A 21,438-nucleotide genomic window follows, 5' to 3' on the forward strand; every position below is an offset into this window, starting at 1 on the left:
ATGGCCTCTGCATGCACAGGGGTAACATGATGGAGATATTAAGAATAAATGAGTAGAAACAAAAGAATAAAGGTATACCTAAGTGTATTGCTCATTTTGATGATGCTGTTCACATATTGCTTTTCCTTCGCAGAGGATGAGGTCGCTCCGCCTGCCGAAAAAGAGACGGAACAGACAAATGAAGCTGAAGAAAACCAATCACAAAATCAGCAAGGCGAGGAACAGAAAGCCACCGAATTTGATATTGATAAGGCGAGTGAAGCTAATTTTGGATCAACGAACAAAGTAGATAAAGGTGTTGTAAAAGTAGATAAGAATGGAAAGCCTGAACTTAAATCTGGTTCTGCGATAATCTACTGCAAGAATACTGGAGAAAAGGTTTATGCTAAGTCTGAGAAGAAAAAGTTTGCACCATATAGCTTGACCAAGCTCATGACAGCTATTTTGGTTACTCAGAAGCTTTCACTGGATGCTAAGGTAACCATATCTGCAGAGGCTGCAAAGCTAAGCAACCAGGAGAAGGGGATTCAGCTTAAAGAAGGCGAGATCCTCACAGTCGACCAGTTGCTTCACGCTATGCTAATCATGTCAGATAATGGCGCAGCATATGCTCTAGGAGAAGCAGTTTCAGGAAGCATGGATGAGTTTATCAAGCTCATGAATGAGACATCAAAGAACATCGGCTGCAAGGACACACTGTTTGCAACTCCTAACGGTTTGATCGATGATGTTTCAGCAGAGCACACTACAGCTTCAGATTTTCTTGAGATAGCTAAGGTAGCCTTCGGAAACAAGACGATTTTAAAGGTGTCAGGAACTAAGAACTATAGGATACCTAAGAACGAGATGAGCGACGTCCGTTTTTTGAAAAATAGCAATAAGCTTTTATCGGGAAGTAAATCTGGGTATGTATCAGGTAAACTGGGATATATCAGCGAAAACAGTACATCGATAACCATGGTCTATAAGCAAAATGGTATGGAGCTTATCATGGTTTCACTCGGCGTAGGCAAGAATACACGCTACACGATTTGCGAAAAGATGGTTGATTATGCCAAGACTAAAATCAAGGGCATAGAGGTCGTTCCAAAGGGTAAGATTTTAGGAAAGGCGCGAGTTAAGCACGGCGTCAAGACTAGAGTTGAGGTGGAATCTGCGAGCTCAGCAATGGCCTACCTGCCAGCTCAGGGCTCCAAGGATTTGATTAAGACTGAAGTCGTTTTAAAGAGCGATGTCGAAGCACCTATCAAAAAGGGAGACGTAATGGGTAGCTACCGCATCTACGTTTCTGATGAGCAGGTCAATGAGATAGACCTAGTTTCCACAGAATCTGTTGGAACAGGCTGGATTCCTTCATATATAGGAATCTCAAACAAAACGACTATAATAGTTCTTTTTGTAATATTTTTGATAGTATCACTTTTGATGCTTAGAACGGTCAACAAAGCCAAGACTAAGGCGCGAAGGCGCAAGCTTCGCAAGGAGCGAATTAAGCAACTTGCCATGGAAGAGCTGATGAGAGAGCACGAACGAAACAATAGATATAATCGCTATAGATAGAGGATTAGGCGATACAATGTTTGATATTAAAGAGAATCTCAAAAAACTCCCGGACACCCCGGGAGTTTATATGCATAAGGATAAATTAGGGCAGGTCATCTATGTCGGAAAGGCTATTTCACTGAGGAACAGGGTTCGTCAGTACTTCCAAAGCTACGGCAAGTCGACTGCAAAGCTCAGGGCGTTAACGGCGAATATAGCGGAGTTTGACTATATCACCTGCGCAACTGAGATGGAGGCCCTTATCTTAGAGTGCAATTTAATCAAAAAATACATGCCTAAGTATAATGTCCTGCTTCGGGATGATAAGACCTATCCATACATTGTGGTTACACTTAGTGAAAAATACCCTAGGGTTATGAAAACCAGAATCATCAAAAAGGACGGCAACAAGTATTTTGGACCTTACAGCGATGTGGGTGCAGTGAATTTGATGATAGAACTTTTAAATAATGTCTACGGTCTAAAGCGTTGTTCGGCACAGGATTTTCCGCCAGGATTTAGGCCGTGTCTGAACTATCATATAGAGCAGTGCAAGGGAATATGCACAGGGAACATCAGCGAAGCGGAGTATCGCAAATCCATTGACGATGTGCTAGAATTTCTATCGGGCAAGAAATCAAAGCTTGTAGAAAGCCTAAGAAAAAAAATGGAGGAAGCCTCAGAAGAGCTTAGGTTTGAGGATGCAGCAAGATATCGTGATGCAATTGCAGCTGCTGAGGAGCTTTCAGAAACTCAGAGAGTTACCATGGCAGGCGATAACGATATGGATATAGTTCTTCCGGTTAAGGATCTTGAGAATGCCTTTATCGTTTTGTTTACGGTCAGAAATGGAAAGCTCGTTGGAAGAGAATCATTCCAGGTTCAGGAGGGCATTAGCGAAAATCGCAGGGAGATGACGGCCGAGTTCATTAAGCAGTACTACAGCAGGTGGGCTGAGGTTCCTCATGAAATTATAGTGGAGGAGCTTCCGGAGGAGTCCGCTTTGATAGAAGAATTCTTATCCCAGGGCAGGCATAAGGTGAGGATAAGTGTGCCAAAGCGTGGCGATAAGCTGAGTATGCTAAAGCTTGCGCAGCAGGATAGACTTGAGATGAGCAAGACCATAAGTGAAAAGAATAGGTCAAAGGCAGAAAAGCAGCTTCAGCTAAGGAAGGAAATAAAGGCTGCTTTGCTAGAAGGGAATATTGACATAGAACCTAGGGGAGAGAGCTACCGCATTGAGTCCTACGATATATCTAACACCAATGGAATCGATTCTGTTGGAGCTATGGTTGTCTTTGAGGGAACAAACAAAATTCGAAAGGACTACCGAAGGTTTAAGATAAAGACAATTGAAGGGCCAGATGATTACGGAAGTCTTCAGGAGATGATTTACAGGCGCTTTAGCAGGGCCCAAAAGGGTGATCCTGCCTTTGCAATACTCCCAGACTGTATATTCATGGACGGAGGTAGAGGTCAGGTTACTGCAGCTAAGAAGGTTCTCGATGCACTGATGCTCGATGTTCCTGTCGTAGGTCTTGTCAAGGATGATAGCCACAGGACTAGGGGCATAATGTTTGAGGACGGAAGAGAGATAAGCCTAAAGGATAGGCCTTTGTTATTTGCTTATGCTGGTACAATTCAGGAGGAGGTACATAGGTTTGCCATTGAGTACCACAGAAACCTTCGCGGGAAGAAGACCATAAGTTCCATTCTCGATGAAATTAAGGGAATAGGTCCAAGAAGAAGAAATGCACTTCTTGCCCACTTTGGATCGATTGATTCAATCAAAAAGGCAAGTCTTGCTGAGCTTACCGAAGTCGAGGGGATGAGCGAAGAATCAGCAAGAAATGTAATTGAGTTTTTTAAATAGACAAATAGGGGATTTTGACGAATAAATGCCCTTATGCAGTTGCTTTAAAATATGTTTGGTGATATAGTTAATCAGAGGTGTCAATTGGACACTAAGGATGTTAATAACCGGAGGTAAAAATGTCAGATAAGAAGCAGACCGTTCAGGACGAAGCCGCAATAATCACTTTAGAATTTGATGACGGTGAAGTTATTGAATGTGAAGAGATGGGAATTTTCGATTACGACGGCAAGGACTACATCGCACTTATTCCACTAGATGGCAGTGATGATGTATATATTTATGGATACAAGGAAGTTGGAGATGACGAGTTTGAGCTCGTTGATATCGAAGACGACGCATTGTTTGCCAAGGTAGTTGAAGAGTTCGACACCATTATGGATGCAAACCAGGAATAATTAAGTAAGTGAAGACCTCATCGTAAGATGGGGTTTTTTCTATGCTAAATTTTGCTGATTTAGTTCAGCCAGCCTGTGCGAATATAAAAAGTTCAATTTTTTGGGATATTAAGAAAGTCTTAAATCACTTGCATTGGATTCTAATAAATCTTATAATATTTTAAATAAGCTTTCAGAGTTTAACTAAAATTCAGGGGGTAAAACATGAGACGTTACTTTAAAAGAACAATGTTACTAGCAGTAAGCTTGATAGCGGTAGTTGCACTGGTTGGATGCCAAGGTGGCAGCAGCAATACTGACAACAAAAATCTCAGCAAGGACGAAATCCTTGAGAAGAGTTTTCAGGGTTTTGAGCAGCTAAAGAACGGTAAGATTAGTATTACTACTAAACATAATGGTGTAAAACATGAGCCTAAGGAGGGGGAGGCGCCTGAATACTGGCGTGAGAGAAAGTTCAAGGGAAGTTTTGAGCTAAGACCAAACCGTGTTTCAGGCGAGGTTACAGTCACAGGAACTACAATGGCACATAAGAAGATAGAATACAAATATTATGGTGACTCGATGCTAAGCTATGAATTACCTCAGGTGCCTGAGAAAAGTAAGGTTTGGACTACAAACCAGTATTCGGATGAATTTTACGGACAGCCACTTGGCTTCAATTATGATTTCATTGAATTCCTTAGAGAACACAAGAAGGATGTTAAGCTTTCAGAGGAGAAGGATAGCTATACATTTACATATGAGACAAGTGATTTAAAACTTGCAGACCCAAACAACTATCTGATATTTGGTGCTCTAGATACTGCATATGGTCTATATGATTTCTACTATAGTGGAAGTGCAAAAATTGTATTTAAGGTATCCAAGGAAGACTTTACACCTATGGGAATAACCTATACGAGTGAGTACGACTCAGAATATGCGTCAGCAAAAATGACAAGCAAGGTTACTTATTCAGACCAGAATAAAGGTATTGTAGTTGAGACTCCTGACGGAGTTGATAAAGCAGAAGTAAAGTAGAATGGAGTGTGAGATAATAATGAAGAATAAAAGATTTTTAGCACTTGCACTACTTGTGCTTATGTTATGTGTGGCTCTTGCGAGCTGTGGAAATAAGCCAGAATCTAATGTTAAGTCTTATGTAAAGTCAATCGGCGAAGCAAAGAACTTAGAATATACAATAAAGATATATAGAAAAAATCATATGTATAATGATCGGGAACAAATTTTTAGGTCAGAGACAAAGGCTAGACAAGGAAAAATACAGCTTGATCCATTAAGCTATAGTGAATTCTATGTAGATGGTGACTCTAAATACGATTACTTCGGTGGAACAGGTGAGTATGCATTAGCAGATAAAAGGCGTATTGAAGAGGCTTTAACAACCTATGGTAGCAGTGATTCACTTTTTAACAAGGATAAATATTATGCGCCAAATGATAAGGAACTTTACAAAGCAAGCTCTGATTATAAATCTGGTAAATGGAACTGGAAGGTCGCAGATCCAAAAGAGCATACAGTACCAGAAATAGGAAATAAAGAAGCCGTACTAAAACTTTACGAAAAATACGCAGATAAGTTTGTTAGGACGGAGAAAAATGATTATGTATTCCTCGAATTCAAGGGTGATGTAACTAAGGATATCGATGATATCAAAAAACTTCAGGGCTCATTTGTAAAGAGTAATCTATATAAAGAAAAGAGTCTTGTTAAGTCTATCGATATAAAAATTACGCTAGTAATGAAGAAGGAAGGATCCTTTGGGAAGCTCATTCCTTGTGAAGCCATAATTAGCACAGATACTAAGCTAGAGTCTACTAAGGAAAACTGGAAGATGAATAACGAAGATCACTTCGAGATTTATTACAAAAACATCAATGATACCGAGGTTAAGCCGTTTTCAGATTTTGATAAATCAAAGATAGAAACAAAAAAGTAAAACAAAAAAGAAAAAAGTTGGGAACAAAACCCCAACTTTTTTATTGCAATTTATAGCTTTGAGCTTTATTAAGCGCTATGCCTTCTTCATATAGACACTTGCCTTGAAGAGGTCACCGTCTATCTCGATTTCAAACTTACCGTGCATTAGCTTTACAAGGTCTTTTGCGATGCTTAGACCAAGACCACTTCCATCGGTATTTCTTGAACGGTCGCCACGTCTAAATCTTTCCATAAGCTCATCTGGATTGATGTTTAGTGGAGAATTTGAAACATTTTTGATCTCCAAAGCGTAGTAGGTATCAACATCGTATAAATTGATATATGCTCTGCTTCCGGTAACGGAGTACTTGCAAACATTTGTAAAGAGATTGTCAATAACTCTCCAAAGCTGCTGACCGTCTGCATAGACAAAGGCACTATCCAAATTTGTATTCATAACCGGAGTTATGTCTTTATTTTTGAATGCATCTGCTTCTTCAGCAATGGCCTGTCTTACGAGTGAAACCATCTCGATTTTAGTGAGCTCAACAGGTATGTCTCCGCTAGAAATCTTAGCGGCCTCAAAGAGGTCATCCGTGAGCTTAGATAGCCTGTTAGTCTTGTCTGTTATTATATCTAAATACTCAGGGGCCTTTTCGCTGTCTAGACCCTCAAATCTGAGCAAATCTAGATAAGATATCATAGATGTGAGCGGAGTTCTGAGATCGTGCGATACGTGTGATATGAGTTCGGATTTTAGTCTCTGATTATGAAGCTCGTTTGCCACTACAATTTCCTGAGCATCCGCTATTGAGTTTATATCCATGGACAGCCTATCTAGCTCGCCATTTGAGTAAACAGGGATGTTGTAGTCGTAGTTTCCAGCTTTGACCTCTCGTATACCGCGCTTTAGCTCAGCATATTTTCTTAGCTGAACGGGAACGAATATGAAGATCAAAATAAGAACTATGAACGCGCCCCATCCAGTTGCGGCAAGAAGGGTGCAGAAGATGAAGCATCCTATTATCTTAGCAAAGAGGTATTTCTCACCGCCTGCGAGTTTAAATGTATGTGTTAGGATATAGCCTAAGATGGTTCTTTTTAGGAGCTCGCCACTTTTGATTTTCTTTGATAGCGAATGAATTGTCATGATATCCAAAAAGAAAATGACAAAAGCTATTGTCAGGCTCAAAACCAGCTGAACCCAGTGTGGCTCAATGAATATGCCAGAGCTGCTAAAGGAACTTAAATTTTCTTCAATGAAGCCTCTGATAGCCTCATTGTTTGGCACTGAGTTGTATGCTTGCTTGAATACAGCAGCAATAGGGCTATCTAGTAGATGGCTTCTATATATCCAGGTGCGAATGAGCTCATCTGAAAGTACGATACCTGCGCTTGCAATCATTGCAACTAAAATCTGAATATCAGAGAAGATTTTGTCGAACCAATTAAGCTTGATCTTGCCATTTTGGCCAAATTCACCAGCTCTCATTATCGAAATTACAAAAGTAATTGGCACAAGAACAAGTGCAGGAATTAGGACTATCCACGGGATACCAAGATATTTTCCTGTACGAATACGTGCGACATCTACACTTTTCATTTCGATTTCATCGGAATAGTAGGCTGCACTAAAAACGGATGAAACTGACAGTATATATACCGTCAGTACAAATGCTATCAAAATCGTAATCATAAAGCCTGCCGTAGAGGCTATATATGTTATGCGTCTTCTTCTATTTAAATCGTTCAGATTCTCGGCACTGAGCGTGCTGATATCCGATATGTGTTCCTTCCCCATCAAAAACTCCAATTTTAAAAAATATAATTCGGTATAATAAAACTATAGTACATTTTTATTACAAAACTATAAACATAATTATAAAGAATTTATTACTTTTATATTCTGATTTTGATGTTATAATCAAAGAAAGTTTTTTCGAAAGGAATTGAGGGCGAAATGAAGGTAGGAATAAAGAATCAGATAAAGAAAACTGTTGTTGAGGAACTTACAGCAAAGGTGATGGGAAGCGGAAGACTTGATGTTTTCGCAACACCAGCTATGGTAGCTATGATGGAGGAGGCTGCTCACACATCAGTTGAAGCTGAGCTAGAGGAGGGGCAGGGAACTGTGGGAACATCTATGACAGTATCACACATTGCAGCAACACCAGTTGGCATGGAGGTTACATGTGAAAGCGAGCTTGTTGAAGTAGACGGAAGAAAGCTGGTATTTGAAATCAAAGCCATGGACGAAGCTGGTCTAATAGGTGAGGCAAGGCATGAGCGCTTCATCATCGAAAACGAAAAGTTCCTAGCAAAGACTAATGCCAAACTCAAGTAGATTTATCGAATAGGCTAAAGCAAAACCGCCACAGTAGTTTATGTGGCGGCTTTTATTTTCTGTAAAAGGTATCTGTCATAAACTAGTAATCTAGCGCTGGCAGTTAGGGCAAAAGCAAGAACTTCGCCCACCTATTGTCAATTTTTCTATTTTAGTACCACAGACCTTGCATTTCATGCCTGACTTTTGATAGACTTTCATCTTTTCGAGATCCGAGTACTGCTCACTTGCGCCTAGCATATAGGCTTCGATTGAACGTCGATTTGCCTTAATTCCCTTAGAAATGACATTGTTTATTGCATCGTGCAAGGAAAGGGCACGGGATTTACTTATGTCACAGGCTCTAGTCTGAGGAAGTATTCCCGCTTCAAAGAGAATTTCATCAGAGTAGATGTTACCTATGCCTGAAACTATGCTTTGGTCTAAAAGGACGGTTTTGATTTGTCTCTGGGTTTTTGCAAGACATTTGCAAAGATATTCTTTGCTGAAATCCGCAGTTAAAGGTTCTGGGCCAAGCCTATCTATTCCGCAATCTTTGTAATCTTCGTCACTTGAGTAAAGCCACAGCCTGCCGAACTTTCTTTGGTCGCAGAAGCAGAGCAAGCTACCGTCATTCAAGGTAAAAATAACGCGCGTGTGCCTTGGGAGGCCATTTTCGTCTGACTTAATATTTATCTTTGAGCTTTCATCCATGTAGAGCAAGTTGCCAGTCATACGAAGGTGGACTACCATCTTTGATGTATCATCAAAATCAAAGATAAGATACTTGGCCTCTCGCCTCATGCCGAGGATTTTCCTGCCGAGAATAGCGCTGCAAAAGCCATCTGGTTCAGGTCTTGCTATAGCTTTGTTATCAAGGATTTCTAGCTTAGATATTTTCTTGTTTAAAACTCGTTTTTCGAGCATGCTTCTTATCGATTCGACCTCTGGTAATTCTGGCATGATATCCTCCTAAATAATATTTCATAAAGCATAACACAAAATCGGTTCACTGTAAAAATTTGCTTAAAGCAGCATTGGTAGAACTAAAGGAATATTTATTTGTATGCTCAAAAATGGTATTATATTCATGTCTATTTATCACGATTTTTATCAGGAGAGAAATATTTGATGAATGAATTAAAGGTTGAAGCTATCGACATTTTGGAACTTGCAAAGGAAGCAGATGAACTGTTTTCTGGTGGCGAGGCTGCGTGCAGCATCCAGAGGCGTCAGTGCAAGCTTTTGATAGATAAGCTAAGCAATAGCAATATGACAATTGCAGTCATAGGACAGTTCAAGAGGGGAAAGAGCACCCTGAGCAACTGCATACTGGGGCAAAATTACATGCCCGTCGGGATAGTCCCGATTACCTCGGCGGTGACCAAGGTCGTTTACGGAAAGCAATCTGCAGAGGTTTGCTTTGAAAACGGAGAAATTAGGCCCGTCGAAATAGATGAACTTTCCGCATATATAAGCGAGCAGGAGAATGCAAAAAATGAGCTTGGTGTTAAGGAAGTTGTCATTCACAGCGAGTCTGATTTTCTTAAGAACGGAATCACATATGTTGATACGCCAGGCGTTGGTTCCTTCCATAAGAACAATACCGAGGTTGCATACGACTACATGAAGGAAAGCGATGCCGTAATCTTCCTTCTTTCTGTAGACAGCCCTATCAATCAAATAGAGATAGACTTCTTGCAGAGCACCAAGGAATACGCGGGGAAATTCTACTTTGCTGTGAACAAAATGGATACGGTTAGCGCGGAGGATTTAGAAGCCTACACTAGCTACTGTGCAGGGCTTTTGAGCGAGATTATGGAGACTAGTGAGATAAAGCTGATGCCCGTAAGTGCAAAGACTGGCGAAGGCGTTGAAGAGCTGAAGTCTACTATTCTAAGAGACAGCAGTGCTTCCATAAAGGAGATAATGCAAGAGTCGACGAGAAAGAAGCTAACGGATATCATAAGTTCAGCGCTCAAAGAACTTCAGTTCTACAGAAGTGCGATGAGCATGCCTTACGATGAGCTAGATGAGAAGTTTGCAGCACTAGAAAGCTTTATGTCGCAGCAGATGACTGAAGCACAGGAGCACACAGGAATGTTTGCAGTTAGAGCAAATGAGCTTAAGCTTCGCCTATCAAAGAAGATATTTGAACTCTTTGATATAGAATATACTTTTGATATAGAGGAGCTTCCAGCAGGACTTAACAATATGTCAAAGGACGAGTACCTAGAGCAGGTCAAAGAGATTTGCGACGACATGAAGGCTAAGCTTTCAGCAGTTCTTTTGTATAGAGAAGATAATGCCTATGCAGTCATTCGAAGGATAGAGGATACAAATAAACTTACTCGTAGACTGCGCTCGCTAAAGAATAGGGTTGAAAGATCTGTTCTTAAATATTAACGATTGACACAACAAAAGACGACTTTAATTGGAAAAATCCACAAATCGATAACAAAAACTTTTGCAAAGTAAAGCGTTTTGTGGTAGAATAAAATTCGCTTTTATTTTTCAATAGTTTTGAGCGTGATATGTGATGAAATTGTGATTAAATTTTGTTGGAAAAGCTCATAAAGTGACGAGTTTTTATTGCGAATCAAGGCAAAATAGTTTATTATAAAAGTTAACCAAATGATGTGAAAAATGTGGCAAACCAAAAGGAAAAGGTGATGAAATAATGGATTCAAGGACTTTGCTCTATATTCTGAAGAGAATATTAATCGCAATTGTGACCGTTTGGGTTGTAATCACTATTACATTTTTTGTAATGAGATTAGTACCAGGCGGACCATTCATAGGAGAGAAGGCAGCTTCGGCAGAAGTAAGAGCTCAGTTAGAGGCTAAATACGGGCTTGATAAGCCAGTCATGCAACAGTACACAACATATCTGAAAGGTATAGTTACTCAGTTTGACTTTGGACCTTCGCTAAAGCAGAGAGGCCGTCAGGTTATTGATGTATTATCAGACGGATTTGCGGTATCAGCAAAGCTAGGTGTAACAGCAGCTATTTTTGCGTTGATATTTGGCGTTGGGCTTGGAGCTGTGGCGGCTCTTAAGAGAAACAAGTTTGTGGACAAATTTATCATGGTTTTGTCGACGGCTATGGTATCTATGCCATCGTTCATAATGGGTATTTTCCTACTCATGCTATTTTCTATCAAGCTTGGAGTGCTTCCGGCAAACGGAGATGCAGAAGGAGGCTTGATCCTTCCAGTTGTTACTTTGATGCTATATCCTATGGCATATATAACTCGTCTGACACGTTCGTCTATGCTAGATGTTCTAGGTCAGGATTACATTCGTACAGCGAAGGCTAAGGGTGTCTCAAGCCGTGATATAATTTTGCACCACGCGCTTAAGAATTCACTCATTCCTGTAATAACATACTTTGGACCTATGCTAGCATACATAATTACAGGTTCACTTGTAGTTGAGAAGATATTCGCAGTGCCGGGTCTCGGACGAGCATTTGTAAACAGTATCATAGGTCGTGACTATCCTTTGATTATGGGAACAACAATCATACTAGCGACACTCATTGTAATAATGAACCTTGTCAGCGATATACTATACAAGATTGCAGATCCACGTATCACTTTAGAATAGAGAGGGCACAATGGATAATATTACAAATAAACTAAGCATGCATGTAGATATGGACAATTTCATACCTGCAACGCCTGAAGAAAAAGCATATATGGTGCAGATGCGAGAGTCATCAACATTCTTCAAGGACGGTGTTAAGCGTCTGGTTAAGAATAAGGTTGCACTTGTCAGTCTGATTATAATCGTAGTTATAACCTTAGCAGCTCTAATAATTCCTGCATTTTGGCCATATGGCTATGACCAGCAGCTTGGAGTAAAGAGAGGAGAGCCTGTAGACGCAAGCTTCAACAATATTGCTCCTATGCAATACGGTATGACCGAGAAGATGAAGATTAGTCAGGGAGATAAGGTGTTTCCACATATCTTCGGTACAGATGAACGTGGAAGAGACTATTTCATACGTGTGGTATATGGAACGAGAATTTCATTAGCAGTAGGTTTCTTCGCAAGTATCATAGTATTGGTAATCGGTATGACAATCGGTTCGATAGCAGGATATATCGGTGGTAAGGTCGACATGGTTCTGATGAGAATAGTCGATGTCATTTACTCGCTTCCTGACATGCTTATGGTTATACTCTTAGCATCAGTCCTCAAGGCAGCGCTAGGTAACGTTTTAGATGGCACAATATTAGAGAGAATCGGAAGCAATATCGTCAGTCTTTTCGTCGTATTCGCTTTGCTATACTGGGTATCGATGGCAAGACTTATCAGAGGACAGATTCTATCGCTAAGAGAGCAGGAATATGTTCTTGCAGCTCAGGCAACAGGAGCTAAGGCAGGCTGGATTATAAAGAAACATCTGATACCTAACTGTATCAGTGTTATCATCATATCAACGGCACTACAGATTCCAAGTGCTATATTCACAGAGAGCTTCCTATCATTCCTAGGGCTTGGTGTTAATGCACCATTGCCATCACTTGGTTCACTAGCATCGGATGCTCTTAACGGAATATCATCATATCCGTCACATTTGATAATTCCAGCAATCGTTATTTCTCTAATCGTACTTTCTCTAAACCTATTCGGTGATGGATTGCGCGACGCATTTGATCCTAAGCTTAACGCTTAAGAGAGGAGTGTAAAATGGCTTTATTAGAAGTAAAAGATTTACATACATCCTTTTTTACAGATGCAGGCGAAGTCAAGGCAGTAAACGGTGTTTCATTTAACTTGGAACGCGGTAAGGTTTTGGGAATCGTTGGAGAATCAGGCTCAGGTAAGTCGGTAACAGTTTACTCGGTGCTTCAGATTTTGGCATCAGCAGGCAAGATTGTCGGTGGATCAGTCAAGTTTGATGGACAGGAGCTTGTAGGCGCTGGCGAAAAGGTAATGAAGCATATAAGAGGTAATAAGATTTCGATTATATTCCAGGATCCTATGACCTCACTTAACCCAACATATACAGTAGGACATCAGCTAATGGAGGCTATACTTCTCCATACTGACAGAGATAAGAAGCAGGCTTACGAGAGGGCTGTTGAGATGCTCAAGCTCGTAAACGTAAACGATCCTGAAAAGCGTATGAAGCAGTATCCGTTTGAGTTTTCGGGCGGAATGCGTCAGCGTGTAATGATAGCTATGGCGCTTGCTTGTGAGCCAGATATTCTCATAGCAGACGAACCTACAACAGCGCTTGATGTTACAATCCAGGCCCAGATTCTTGAGCTCATGAAGGACCTTCAAGAGCATCTAGGAATGGCAATCATCATGATTACTCACGATCTAGGTGTTGTAGCTCAGATGTGCGATGAGGTGGTAGTAATGTATGCTGGTTCATACTGTGAGAGAGGAACTGCTGAAGAGATTTTCTACAATCCTAAGCACGAATACACTAAGGGTCTACTGAGATCCATTCCAAACGTAAGTAACCTTGGCCAGAAACTACAGCCTATCTCGGGTACACCGATAGACCTGTTAAATCTTCCTAAGGGATGTCCATTCGCTCCAAGATGCGATAATGCAATGAAGATTTGCATATCAGAGGCACCTGAGAGCATGGATATAAATGCCGAACATAAGGCTTCATGTTGGATGAATGTCAAAGAGAAGCTAGAGAAGGGTGAGCCTGTAAGCCTAGGTGAGGCTGCAGCAGAAGCTGAAGAGAAAGGCGGTGCAGATAATGAGTGATAATATCAAAACAGAACAGCCGCTTATTCAGGTAAAGAACCTAAAGCAGTACTTTGACATAAACATGGGATGGTTCAAAAATAAACCACTCAAGGCGGTTGACGATGTAAGCTTCAACATAAATAAAGGTGAAACACTAGGACTTGTTGGTGAATCTGGATGCGGTAAGACTACTGTAGGTAGAACAATATTACACCTTTACAAGCCTACATCAGGAGAAGTTATATATAACGGAAATCCGATTAAGACAAAGGCAGATATTAAGAAGTTCAGAGAAAAGGCAACCATGGTATTTCAGGATCCATACTCTTCACTGAATCCAAGAATGACGGTATCTGATATCATCGGAGAGCCTTTAGACGTACACAAGATGTACGAGAACAAGAAAGAAAGAGAAGAGAAGATTCTTGAGCTAATGGACCATGTTGGACTTAATAGTGAACATGCTGCTAGATATGCTCATGAGTTCTCTGGTGGACAGAGACAGCGTATAGGTATCGCTAGATCTCTAGCCGTAAACCCTGACTTTATTGTCTGTGACGAGCCAGTTTCAGCTCTAGACGTATCGATTCAGGCACAGGTAATAAATATGTTCGATGAGCTACAGGAAAAGCTAGGACTAACATATCTGTTCATAGCGCACGACCTACTCGTTGTTAGACATATAAGCGATAGAATCGCAGTGATGTATATAGGAAAGATGGTAGAACTTGCCGACGCTGAGACAATTTACACAAGGCCGCTCCATCCATATTCACAGTCCTTGCTTTCGGCAGTTCCAGTACCGGATCCTAAGATTGCTAGGGCTAACAAGCGTATAGTTCTTAAGGGCGATATTCCAAGTCCACTCAACGCACCTTCAGGATGCCCATTCCGAACAAGGTGTCAGTATGCAAAGCCAATATGTGCTGAGCAGGTTCCTGAATTCCAGGAAGTCGAGAAGGGACATTTTGTCGCATGTCACAGAGTTAAGGAGATTAACTAGTCTGTGAATCATTTGTTGGCTTAGGACAAAGGTCCTTGCTATAAAACATTTCATTGAAAAGGAGAAAAATCATGAAGAAGCAACACATGAAAAAAGCCCTTGTATCGGCTCTAGCTTTTGTAATGGTATTTGGACTCGCAGCTTGCGGTGGCAAATCCAGCAATAAGTCTAAGCACGATGCTGACACAATTTCGGTCTGCATAGCTTCAGAACCGGAAACAATGGATCCAGCAAGAAACTCAACAGTTGACGGCGGAACCATGACTTTGCACTTATTCTCAGGACTTGCAAAGTGGGACTCAGATAAGGACGGCAAAGCAGTTCTTAAGGCAGATCTAGCAGAAAAGTTAGTTGACCCAGTAGCAAATGAAGACGGCACATACACTTATACTTATAAGATTAGAAAAGGTGCTAAGTGGTCAGATGGAAAGCCTGTAACAGCTCACGACTTCGTATTCGCATGGAATCGTGCAGTATCAAGAGAACTTGCAGCTGACTATTCAAATATGTTCCAGCTTATCAAGGGTTATGATGACATCTGGCCAGGCGAGGGTAAGGAACCAGTAGCAGGCGCTAAGCTTGATGTTACAGCAGTTGACGACAACACACTTCAGGTTGTTGTTAAGAACAAAGTTTCATATTGGAACGAGCTTCTTGCATTCCCTACATATCTTCCAGTAAGAGAAGATGTTGTAAGCGATGAGTCATGGGCAACATCACCAGAAAAGTATGTATCAAATGGTGCTTATAAGCTAAAAGAGTGGAAGCACAACAGCTTGATCGTACTAGAGAAGAACGAAAACTACATCGACAAGAAGGACATTACAATGAAGACAATCAAGTTCTACTTGTCAGATGACACAAACAACATGCTTACAAACTTCAAGAATGGCGATTGGCAGATGATTGACTCAATGCCTTCAAATGAAATGGATAGCCTAAAGAAGGAGTATAAGGATGAATACCATGTAGCTGACCAGCTAGGTACATACTACATGGGATGGAACATCAATAAGAGAATTCTACCTGAGGATTCAACTCTAACAGGAGTAGAAGCTGAGAAGGCTCAGGCTGAAATTCGTAAGGCAATCGGCCTAATGATCGACCGTAACTATATCGTAAACGAAATCGGTAAGGCTGATCAGATTCCAGCATCATCATTCGTTGCTAAGGCACTAAAGGATTCTGATGGAAAGAGCTTCGCTTCACACGCTGGAAATAGCAAGGACTACGAAGGCTACTACGATGTATCTTCAAAGGCAGTCAAGTCAAACTACAAGAAGGCTGTAGATATTCTGAAAAAGTACTATAAGTATGATGACAAGACAGGTAAGTTCACTAACTTCCCAACACTTACATACCTATACAACACAGACGATGCTCACAAGGCAATCGGCGAATACGTACAGTCAACACTAGCAAACGCTGGAATCAAACTACAGCTTGAGAACCAGGAGTGGGCTACATTCCTAACAACACGTAAGGCTGGTGACTTCACAATCGCTCGTAACGGTTGGGTAGCAGACTACAACGATCCTACAACATTCCTTGAGATGTGGCAGACACATTCAGGAAATAACGACATGCAGTTCGGTAAGGGTGAGCACCAGAATCTTGCTATGTATGACCTAGACCTAACTAAGTTTGGTAAGGACGTAAATGTTAAGAATGGTACATGGGCTCAGACTTATGACGTTTTGATTGATACAATCAAGACAACACCAGACGACAAGGCTCGTTATGAGATGATGCACATGGCAGAGGATATGATCATGAGCACAGGTTGTATCACACCTCTATACCACTACACAGATCCTTATCTACTAGCTAGCGATGTAGAAGGATTCTACAAGAGCCCACTAGGATTCTCATTCTTCTGGCACTGCAAATACAAATAAGCTATAATAAGTAGTGTTTAAAGAGTCGGTTTTTACCGGCTCTTTTTTCGTATTGACATAAAATGCGTGGTTTGATAGAATTTATCTAGAGTGTGAAAGACCACACGAAGGGGTGCACCACCTTGGGTGTATATCTTCGTGTGGTTTTTACTTTATAGCTAAATAGGAGACATTATGAAGGTTAACGGAGAAATATTTGAATTTAGGGAAGGCATGACAGTGAGCAATCTTATCGCTGAGATGGGCTTTTCTGAAGCTATGGTGGCAGTTGAGTTAAATCTTGATATCTTGCCTAGGGATAGTTTTTCATCAACTGTACTCAAAGAAAACGACTGCATAGAGGTCGTTAGATTTGTCGGAGGTGGCTGATGGATAAAACTGTTTTTGAGCCTCGCGAAAGAGGACCTCAGGAAAGAGAGATGAGAACTCCAAGTGAAGCAGAGTTTGATGCGGTGAAGGACGAGCGTTTTTCCCCTCAAATCTATGAGAAGTTAAAAAGAGCTAAAGTGGCGATTGCTGGACTTGGCGGTCTTGGATCGCACATAGCTGTCATGCTCGCGAGAAGTGGAGTCGGACATCTGCACCTTGTGGATTTTGATAGGGTTGATCTCAGCAATCTTAACAGGCAGGTCTATGGAGTGAATGAACTTGGTGAGCTAAAGACGGAGGCACTAAAGGAAATCTTGCTTGAAATCAACCCATATATAAATGTAAGCTTTGAAAGTATCGAGGTTAACAATGACAACGTAAAAACGCTATTTGATGGGTTTAACCTTGTATGCGAGGCTTTTGATAATCCGAAATCTAAGGCTATGCTTGTTAGTGAACTCCTTTCTAGAGATGCTGAGACAATAATCGTTTCGGGAAGCGGCATGGCAGGTTATGGGGATGCAAATGAGATAAAAACAGTGAAAAAAATGTCGAGGCTTTATGTATGTGGCGATGGTAAAAGCGATGCTTTTGAGGGCATTGGACTTATGGCACCACGCGTCATGATATGCGCTGGGCATCAGGCGAATATGATAATTAGACTTATTTTAGGCGAAGAGTAGGAAGGACAGGAATTATGAACAAAAATATGGATGATGACAAGTTGATTATTGGTGGTCATGAATTCAATTCTAGATTTATTTTAGGCTCAGGAAAGTATGATGTAGAGCTTATTAAGGCAGCGATTGAAGATGCAGGTGCTGAGATTATAACGCTGGCACTTAGGCGCGCAAACTCAAGCAGTGAGAACATTCTTGAGTATATTCCGAAGAATGTGACCTTGCTGCCTAACACTTCGGGGGCGAGGAATGCGGAGGAGGCTGTGAGGATAGCAAGGCTTGCGCGCGAACTGGGATGTGGTGACTTTGTTAAGATTGAGGTTATTAGGGATAGCAAGTACTTATTGCCTGATAACCACGAGACGATAAAGGCGACTGAGATTCTTGCAAATGAGGGCTTTGTGGTTATGCCTTATATGTATCCTGACCTTAACGTGGCTAGAGACTTGGTTAAGGCTGGAGCTTCAGCAGTTATGCCACTTGCTTCACCGATAGGATCAAATCGAGGTCTAGCGACAAAGGAGTTCATCAGGATTTTGATAGAGGAGATAGACCTTCCGATTATTGTTGATGCGGGAATTGGCAGCCCTTCTCAGGCATGTGAAGCTATGGAGATGGGAGCAGCTGCGATTATGGCAAATACAGCGATAGCTACTTCAGGAAATGTTCCAGCTATGGCCTCGGCATTTGCTAAGGCGATAGAAGCTGGAAGGCTCGCATACCTTGCTGGACTAGGCAGAGTTTTAGACAAGGGTGCTTCGGCATCATCTCCACTTACAGGATTCTTGGCAGAGTAGTAGGAGGCAATCAAGGATGAGTTTTGATGTAATAAAGGAACATAATGCAGATGAGAGATGCGACCACATGACATATATGGATGATATGGAGCAGATTCCTCATGAGATTTTGGATAAGGTCGTTGCTGAGATAAATAGCTATAGGGCTGAGGATTACACAGCTAGTGACGTGATTCGCGCAATAGAGTCAGACCGATGCAGCTTAGAGGATTTTAAGGCACTACTTTCACCTGCTGCTGAGCCTTTTCTAGAGCAAATTGCTAGAAAAGCAAGGCTAGAAACAAGAAAGCACTTCGGAAACAGTGCCTACTTCTTTACGCCTATATACATATCGAACTACTGTGAGAACTACTGTATTTACTGCGGATTTAACTGCCATAACAAAATCAAAAGAGCAAAGCTTTCCATGGAGGAAATCCATGAGGAGATGAAGGCAATTGCAGAGACCGGTCTTGAGGAAATTCTCATTTTAACGGGTGAGAGCCGTAAGGCTTCTGATGTTAAGTATATAGGCGAAGCTTGTAAGATCGCGAAGAAGTACTTTAAGAACATAGGTATAGAGGTCTATCCTATGAACAGCGATGAGTATAGATACCTTCGCGAGTGCGGAGCTGACTACGTTACTGTTTTTCAGGAGACATATAACTCTGATAAATATGAGACCTTGCACCTTGCAGGTCATAAGAGGATATTTCCGTACAGATTTAATGCGCAGGAGCGCGCTTTGATGGGCGGAATGAGAGGTGTTGCCTTTGCTGCACTTCTCGGCCTTGATGACTTCAGAAAGGATGCGCTTGGAACGGGTATGCATGCTTACCTTATTCAAAGAAAATATCCATGGGCTGAGATTTCAATCTCATGTCCTAGACTTCGTCCTATCATAAACAATGCTAGCATAAATCCAAAGGATGTTCACGAAAAGCAGCTTCTTCAGATCATGTGTGCATATAGAATATTCTTACCATTTGCAGGTATGACGATTTCAACAAGGGAGCGTGCTGAGTTTAGAGATAATGTCGTAGGACTTGCTGCAACAAAGATTTCTGCTGGCGTAAGCACAGGCATAGGAAGTCACAGTGAAAGTGAAGACAAGGGTGATGCGCAGTTTGAAATTGCAGATACTAGAGGTCTTGAAGAGATTTATGAAAGCCTCAAAAAACGCGGGATTCAACCGGTGATGAATGACTATGTCTACGTTTAAGAAAATCGCGGTTACAAACCGAAGCCTCTGCAGTGCAAGTCTCAAAGAACAGGTCGAAAAGATATGCAATGCAGGTATTTGTGATGCTTTGATACTGAGAGAAAAAGACTTAGCTGAGCAGGACTATATGAGCTTAGCAATGTCTATAAAATTAATTTGCGACAAGCATAGAATAGACTTCTTTTGCAACAATATGCCTAGTGTAGCAGAAAAGCTAGGATGCAATCTTCAGCTTTCATATCAAAGCTTTCTAGATCAAAAATGGAAGAGCGGCCAAATAACCTGGGTTTCGGTTCATACCGTAGAAGAAGCAAGAAATGCAGAAAGGCTCGGTGCTGACGGACTTATAGCTGGTCATATCTTTGTTACTGATTGCAAGAAGGGGCTTGCTCCACGCGGTCTAGATTTTCTAAAAGAAGTATGTGATGCGGTTTCTATTCCTGTATTTGCAATAGGTGGAATAGATGATAGTAATTCTGATCTTGTAAGGCTAGCAGGTGCACAGGGCGAATGCCGAATGTCATGGTATATGAAGTATTAATTCTGGTTGCTTGATTTGCACGACTACTGAAGTTCTTCTTTTGATACTAATATCATAGGAACCTAGTTTTGATGCAAAATCACAGATATTTCCCCTATATATGTCTTGCAGGTTTGTAGTATAATATACTAAATTAGTTGAGAGTTAAATATGTATGAGGAGTATGTATTATGATTAAGATAGTATACGAGGAGCAGAACCTTAGAACTGCTGCCTACGATGGGGATAAGCTAGCAGGACAGTGCACATATGTGGTGAGAGATGGCTTTTGGGACCTTGAGCATACAATAGTTGACCCAGTATACGGCGGTCAGGGACTCGCAGGAAAGCTTGTTCAGGAACTTGTGTCAAAAGCTAGAGAGCGTGGTGTTAAAATTATACCTACTTGTTCATATGCGCTTAAGACATTTGAGAAAAATGCAGAATATGCTGATGTGTGGGCTAAGTAATGCAGCAATATTTTAGCGACGTGCCAATTGAAATCGGCGATGAATACATTTTCAATAAGAATCAGGCTCACCATGCAAAGGATGTTGTAAGACTTGAGAACGAGAGAGTTAGGATAGTTTATGATGGCACCGGATATTTTGCCACTTGCTATAGCAGTGGTAAGGATTTTGTTGCCAAAATCGAGGAGAAGGATGAGAAAGTAAACGAGATTGGGATAGAGCTTACTTTAGCAGTTGCTCTTATTCGCAAGGAGAAGTTTGAACTTGTTCTTCAGAAGGCGACTGAGCTTGGTGTGACCAAAATCATACCTTATGTTTCATCTAGATGTGTTGTGAAATACAAGAAAGAGAAGGGTGATAAGGTTCTTAGCCGCTATCAAGATATTTTGCTAGAGGCTAGTGAGCAGTGCAAGAGGAATATCGTGCCTGAGATTGTTGAACCTGTTAAGATTGCGGATTTAAAGGATTATTGTTCGGAGAAAAACCTTCTTCCGTATGAGAACGCATATGGCGGGGCAAAGTATATCGGAGAAGTCCTTGATAAGAAAGAATCCATAACCATTGCTATTGGACCTGAGGGTGGATTTAGCGATGATGAGGTTGATATGCTTAAGGGAATGGGTTTTGAGACTGTTACCCTTGGACCTAGAATACTTCGTGCAGAAACTGCAGCCATGTACGCGTGTAGCGTGGCAGGCGAGGTACTAGCGAGGAAGTAG

17 protein-coding genes and 4 pseudogenes are annotated in these 21,438 nt (G+C 41.2%); 19 read left to right on the forward strand and 2 right to left on the reverse strand.

Translation table 11 applies throughout. The features are described 5' to 3' along the window. Positions 1-243: 243 nt before the first annotated feature. From ADJ67_02340 to ADJ67_02360, 5 genes and pseudogenes are all read left to right on the forward strand, one after another. Positions 244-888, forward strand: a pseudogene (locus tag ADJ67_02340) (hypothetical protein). 688 nt (positions 889-1,576) lie between these two features. Further along, positions 1,577-3,415, forward strand: coding sequence for an excinuclease ABC subunit C (locus ADJ67_02345; GenBank protein ID AKT46639.1), 1,839 nt, complete (start codon positions 1,577-1,579; stop codon positions 3,413-3,415). A 119-nt stretch (positions 3,416-3,534) separates the two neighbouring features. After that, the gene (locus ADJ67_02350) at positions 3,535-3,813 is read left to right on the forward strand and encodes a hypothetical protein (GenBank protein AKT46640.1); all 279 of its coding nucleotides are present in this window, start codon (positions 3,535-3,537) and stop codon (positions 3,811-3,813) included. A 204-nt stretch (positions 3,814-4,017) separates the two neighbouring features. Next, complete coding sequence (locus ADJ67_02355; protein ID AKT46641.1) at positions 4,018-4,833, forward strand: hypothetical protein; 816 nt, start codon at positions 4,018-4,020, stop codon at positions 4,831-4,833. A 1-nt stretch (position 4,834) separates the two neighbouring features. Next, positions 4,835-5,752 carry a hypothetical protein gene (locus tag ADJ67_02360; protein AKT46642.1) on the forward strand — a complete coding sequence of 306 codons (918 nt, stop codon included), beginning with the start codon at positions 4,835-4,837 and terminating at the stop codon, positions 5,750-5,752. 75 nt (positions 5,753-5,827) lie between these two features. On the opposite strand, the pseudogene ADJ67_02365 reads toward ADJ67_02360, so the two are convergent. Then, positions 5,828-6,931: pseudogene (locus ADJ67_02365) on the reverse strand (hypothetical protein). 762 nt (positions 6,932-7,693) lie between these two features. On the opposite strand from ADJ67_02365, the gene ADJ67_02370 reads away from it, so the two are divergent. Further along, positions 7,694-8,077 (forward strand): thioesterase, encoded by a 384-nt coding sequence (locus tag ADJ67_02370; GenBank protein AKT46643.1) that lies wholly within the window; start codon positions 7,694-7,696, stop codon positions 8,075-8,077. A 90-nt stretch (positions 8,078-8,167) separates the two neighbouring features. Here the strand turns inward: ADJ67_02370 and ADJ67_02375 are convergent, their stop codons facing one another. Beyond that, the gene (locus ADJ67_02375; protein ID AKT46644.1) at positions 8,168-9,019 is read right to left on the reverse strand and encodes a hypothetical protein; all 852 of its coding nucleotides are present in this window, start codon (positions 9,017-9,019) and stop codon (positions 8,168-8,170) included. 168 nt (positions 9,020-9,187) lie between these two features. Here ADJ67_02375 and ADJ67_02380 point away from each other — a divergent pair. The 13 genes and pseudogenes from ADJ67_02380 (at position 9,188) to ADJ67_02440 (ending at position 21,438) form a co-directional block, all read left to right on the forward strand. Beyond that, positions 9,188-9,916 (forward strand): annotated as a pseudogene (locus ADJ67_02380) (hypothetical protein). Between the two features lie 820 nt (positions 9,917-10,736). Then, positions 10,737-11,666 carry a peptide ABC transporter permease gene (locus tag ADJ67_02385; protein ID AKT46645.1) on the forward strand — a complete coding sequence of 310 codons (930 nt, stop codon included), beginning with the start codon at positions 10,737-10,739 and terminating at the stop codon, positions 11,664-11,666. A 10-nt stretch (positions 11,667-11,676) separates the two neighbouring features. Beyond that, entirely contained in the window at positions 11,677-12,741 is a 1,065-nt protein-coding gene (locus ADJ67_02390) for a peptide ABC transporter permease (GenBank protein AKT46646.1), read from the forward strand. A gap of 14 nt (positions 12,742-12,755) precedes the next feature. Further along, a complete protein-coding gene (locus ADJ67_02395; protein ID AKT46647.1) occupies positions 12,756-13,799 on the forward strand; it encodes a peptide ABC transporter ATP-binding protein in 1,044 nt (347 codons plus the stop codon). Next, entirely contained in the window at positions 13,792-14,784 is a 993-nt protein-coding gene (locus ADJ67_02400) for a peptide ABC transporter ATP-binding protein (protein AKT46648.1), read from the forward strand. Before ADJ67_02395 ends, ADJ67_02400 begins: the two co-directional genes overlap by 8 nt. 188 nt (positions 14,785-14,972) lie before the next feature. Further along, positions 14,973-16,682 (forward strand): annotated as a pseudogene (locus ADJ67_02405) (hypothetical protein). A gap of 174 nt (positions 16,683-16,856) precedes the next feature. After that, positions 16,857-17,051: a thiamine biosynthesis protein ThiS gene (locus ADJ67_02410; protein AKT46649.1), complete on the forward strand. Its 195-nt coding sequence runs from the start codon at positions 16,857-16,859 to the stop codon at positions 17,049-17,051. Between the two features lie 50 nt (positions 17,052-17,101). Continuing rightward, positions 17,102-17,734 carry a thiamine biosynthesis protein ThiF gene (locus ADJ67_02415; GenBank protein AKT47635.1) on the forward strand — a complete coding sequence of 211 codons (633 nt, stop codon included), beginning with the start codon at positions 17,102-17,104 and terminating at the stop codon, positions 17,732-17,734. A gap of 26 nt (positions 17,735-17,760) precedes the next feature. Then, on the forward strand, positions 17,761-18,528 hold the full coding sequence (locus tag ADJ67_02420) for a thiazole synthase (protein ID AKT47636.1): 768 nt from the start codon (positions 17,761-17,763) through the stop codon (positions 18,526-18,528). Between the two features lie 16 nt (positions 18,529-18,544). Beyond that, the gene (locus ADJ67_02425) at positions 18,545-19,729 is read left to right on the forward strand and encodes a thiamine biosynthesis protein ThiH (GenBank protein AKT46650.1); all 1,185 of its coding nucleotides are present in this window, start codon (positions 18,545-18,547) and stop codon (positions 19,727-19,729) included. Further along, positions 19,710-20,270: a hypothetical protein gene (locus tag ADJ67_02430; protein ID AKT46651.1), complete on the forward strand. Its 561-nt coding sequence runs from the start codon at positions 19,710-19,712 to the stop codon at positions 20,268-20,270. The genes ADJ67_02425 and ADJ67_02430 overlap by 20 nt, the downstream gene beginning before the upstream one ends. 170 nt (positions 20,271-20,440) lie before the next feature. Further along, positions 20,441-20,719, forward strand: coding sequence for an acetyltransferase (locus ADJ67_02435; protein AKT46652.1), 279 nt, complete (start codon positions 20,441-20,443; stop codon positions 20,717-20,719). Further along, entirely contained in the window at positions 20,719-21,438 is a 720-nt protein-coding gene (locus ADJ67_02440) for an RNA methyltransferase (GenBank protein ID AKT46653.1), read from the forward strand. The genes ADJ67_02435 and ADJ67_02440 overlap by 1 nt, the downstream gene beginning before the upstream one ends.

The sequence above is a fragment of the Eubacterium sulci ATCC 35585 genome, assembly GCA_001189495.1.
Taxonomy (GTDB): domain Bacteria; phylum Bacillota; class Clostridia; order Peptostreptococcales; family Anaerovoracaceae; genus Eubacterium_B; species Eubacterium_B sulci.

Bases quoted from the DNA above. Each gene is read 5' to 3' on its own strand.
- ADJ67_02345 (AKT46639.1), top strand. From the start codon at position 1,577: ATGTTTGATATTAAAGAGAATCTCAAAAAACTCCCGGACACCCCGGGA.
- ADJ67_02350 (AKT46640.1), top strand. From the start codon at position 3,535: ATGTCAGATAAGAAGCAGACCGTTCAGGACGAAGCCGCAATAATCACT.
- ADJ67_02355 (AKT46641.1), top strand. From the start codon at position 4,018: ATGAGACGTTACTTTAAAAGAACAATGTTACTAGCAGTAAGCTTGATA.
- ADJ67_02360 (AKT46642.1), top strand. From the start codon at position 4,835: ATGGAGTGTGAGATAATAATGAAGAATAAAAGATTTTTAGCACTTGCA.
- ADJ67_02370 (AKT46643.1), top strand. From the start codon at position 7,694: ATGAAGGTAGGAATAAAGAATCAGATAAAGAAAACTGTTGTTGAGGAA.
- ADJ67_02375 (AKT46644.1), bottom strand. From the start codon at position 9,019: ATGCCAGAATTACCAGAGGTCGAATCGATAAGAAGCATGCTCGAAAAA.
- ADJ67_02385 (AKT46645.1), top strand. From the start codon at position 10,737: ATGGATTCAAGGACTTTGCTCTATATTCTGAAGAGAATATTAATCGCA.
- ADJ67_02390 (AKT46646.1), top strand. From the start codon at position 11,677: ATGGATAATATTACAAATAAACTAAGCATGCATGTAGATATGGACAAT.
- ADJ67_02395 (AKT46647.1), top strand. From the start codon at position 12,756: ATGGCTTTATTAGAAGTAAAAGATTTACATACATCCTTTTTTACAGAT.
- ADJ67_02400 (AKT46648.1), top strand. From the start codon at position 13,792: ATGAGTGATAATATCAAAACAGAACAGCCGCTTATTCAGGTAAAGAAC.
- ADJ67_02410 (AKT46649.1), top strand. From the start codon at position 16,857: ATGAAGGTTAACGGAGAAATATTTGAATTTAGGGAAGGCATGACAGTG.
- ADJ67_02415 (AKT47635.1), top strand. From the start codon at position 17,102: ATGAGAACTCCAAGTGAAGCAGAGTTTGATGCGGTGAAGGACGAGCGT.
- ADJ67_02420 (AKT47636.1), top strand. From the start codon at position 17,761: ATGGATGATGACAAGTTGATTATTGGTGGTCATGAATTCAATTCTAGA.
- ADJ67_02425 (AKT46650.1), top strand. From the start codon at position 18,545: ATGAGTTTTGATGTAATAAAGGAACATAATGCAGATGAGAGATGCGAC.
- ADJ67_02430 (AKT46651.1), top strand. From the start codon at position 19,710: ATGACTATGTCTACGTTTAAGAAAATCGCGGTTACAAACCGAAGCCTC.
- ADJ67_02435 (AKT46652.1), top strand. From the start codon at position 20,441: ATGATTAAGATAGTATACGAGGAGCAGAACCTTAGAACTGCTGCCTAC.
- ADJ67_02440 (AKT46653.1), top strand. From the start codon at position 20,719: ATGCAGCAATATTTTAGCGACGTGCCAATTGAAATCGGCGATGAATAC.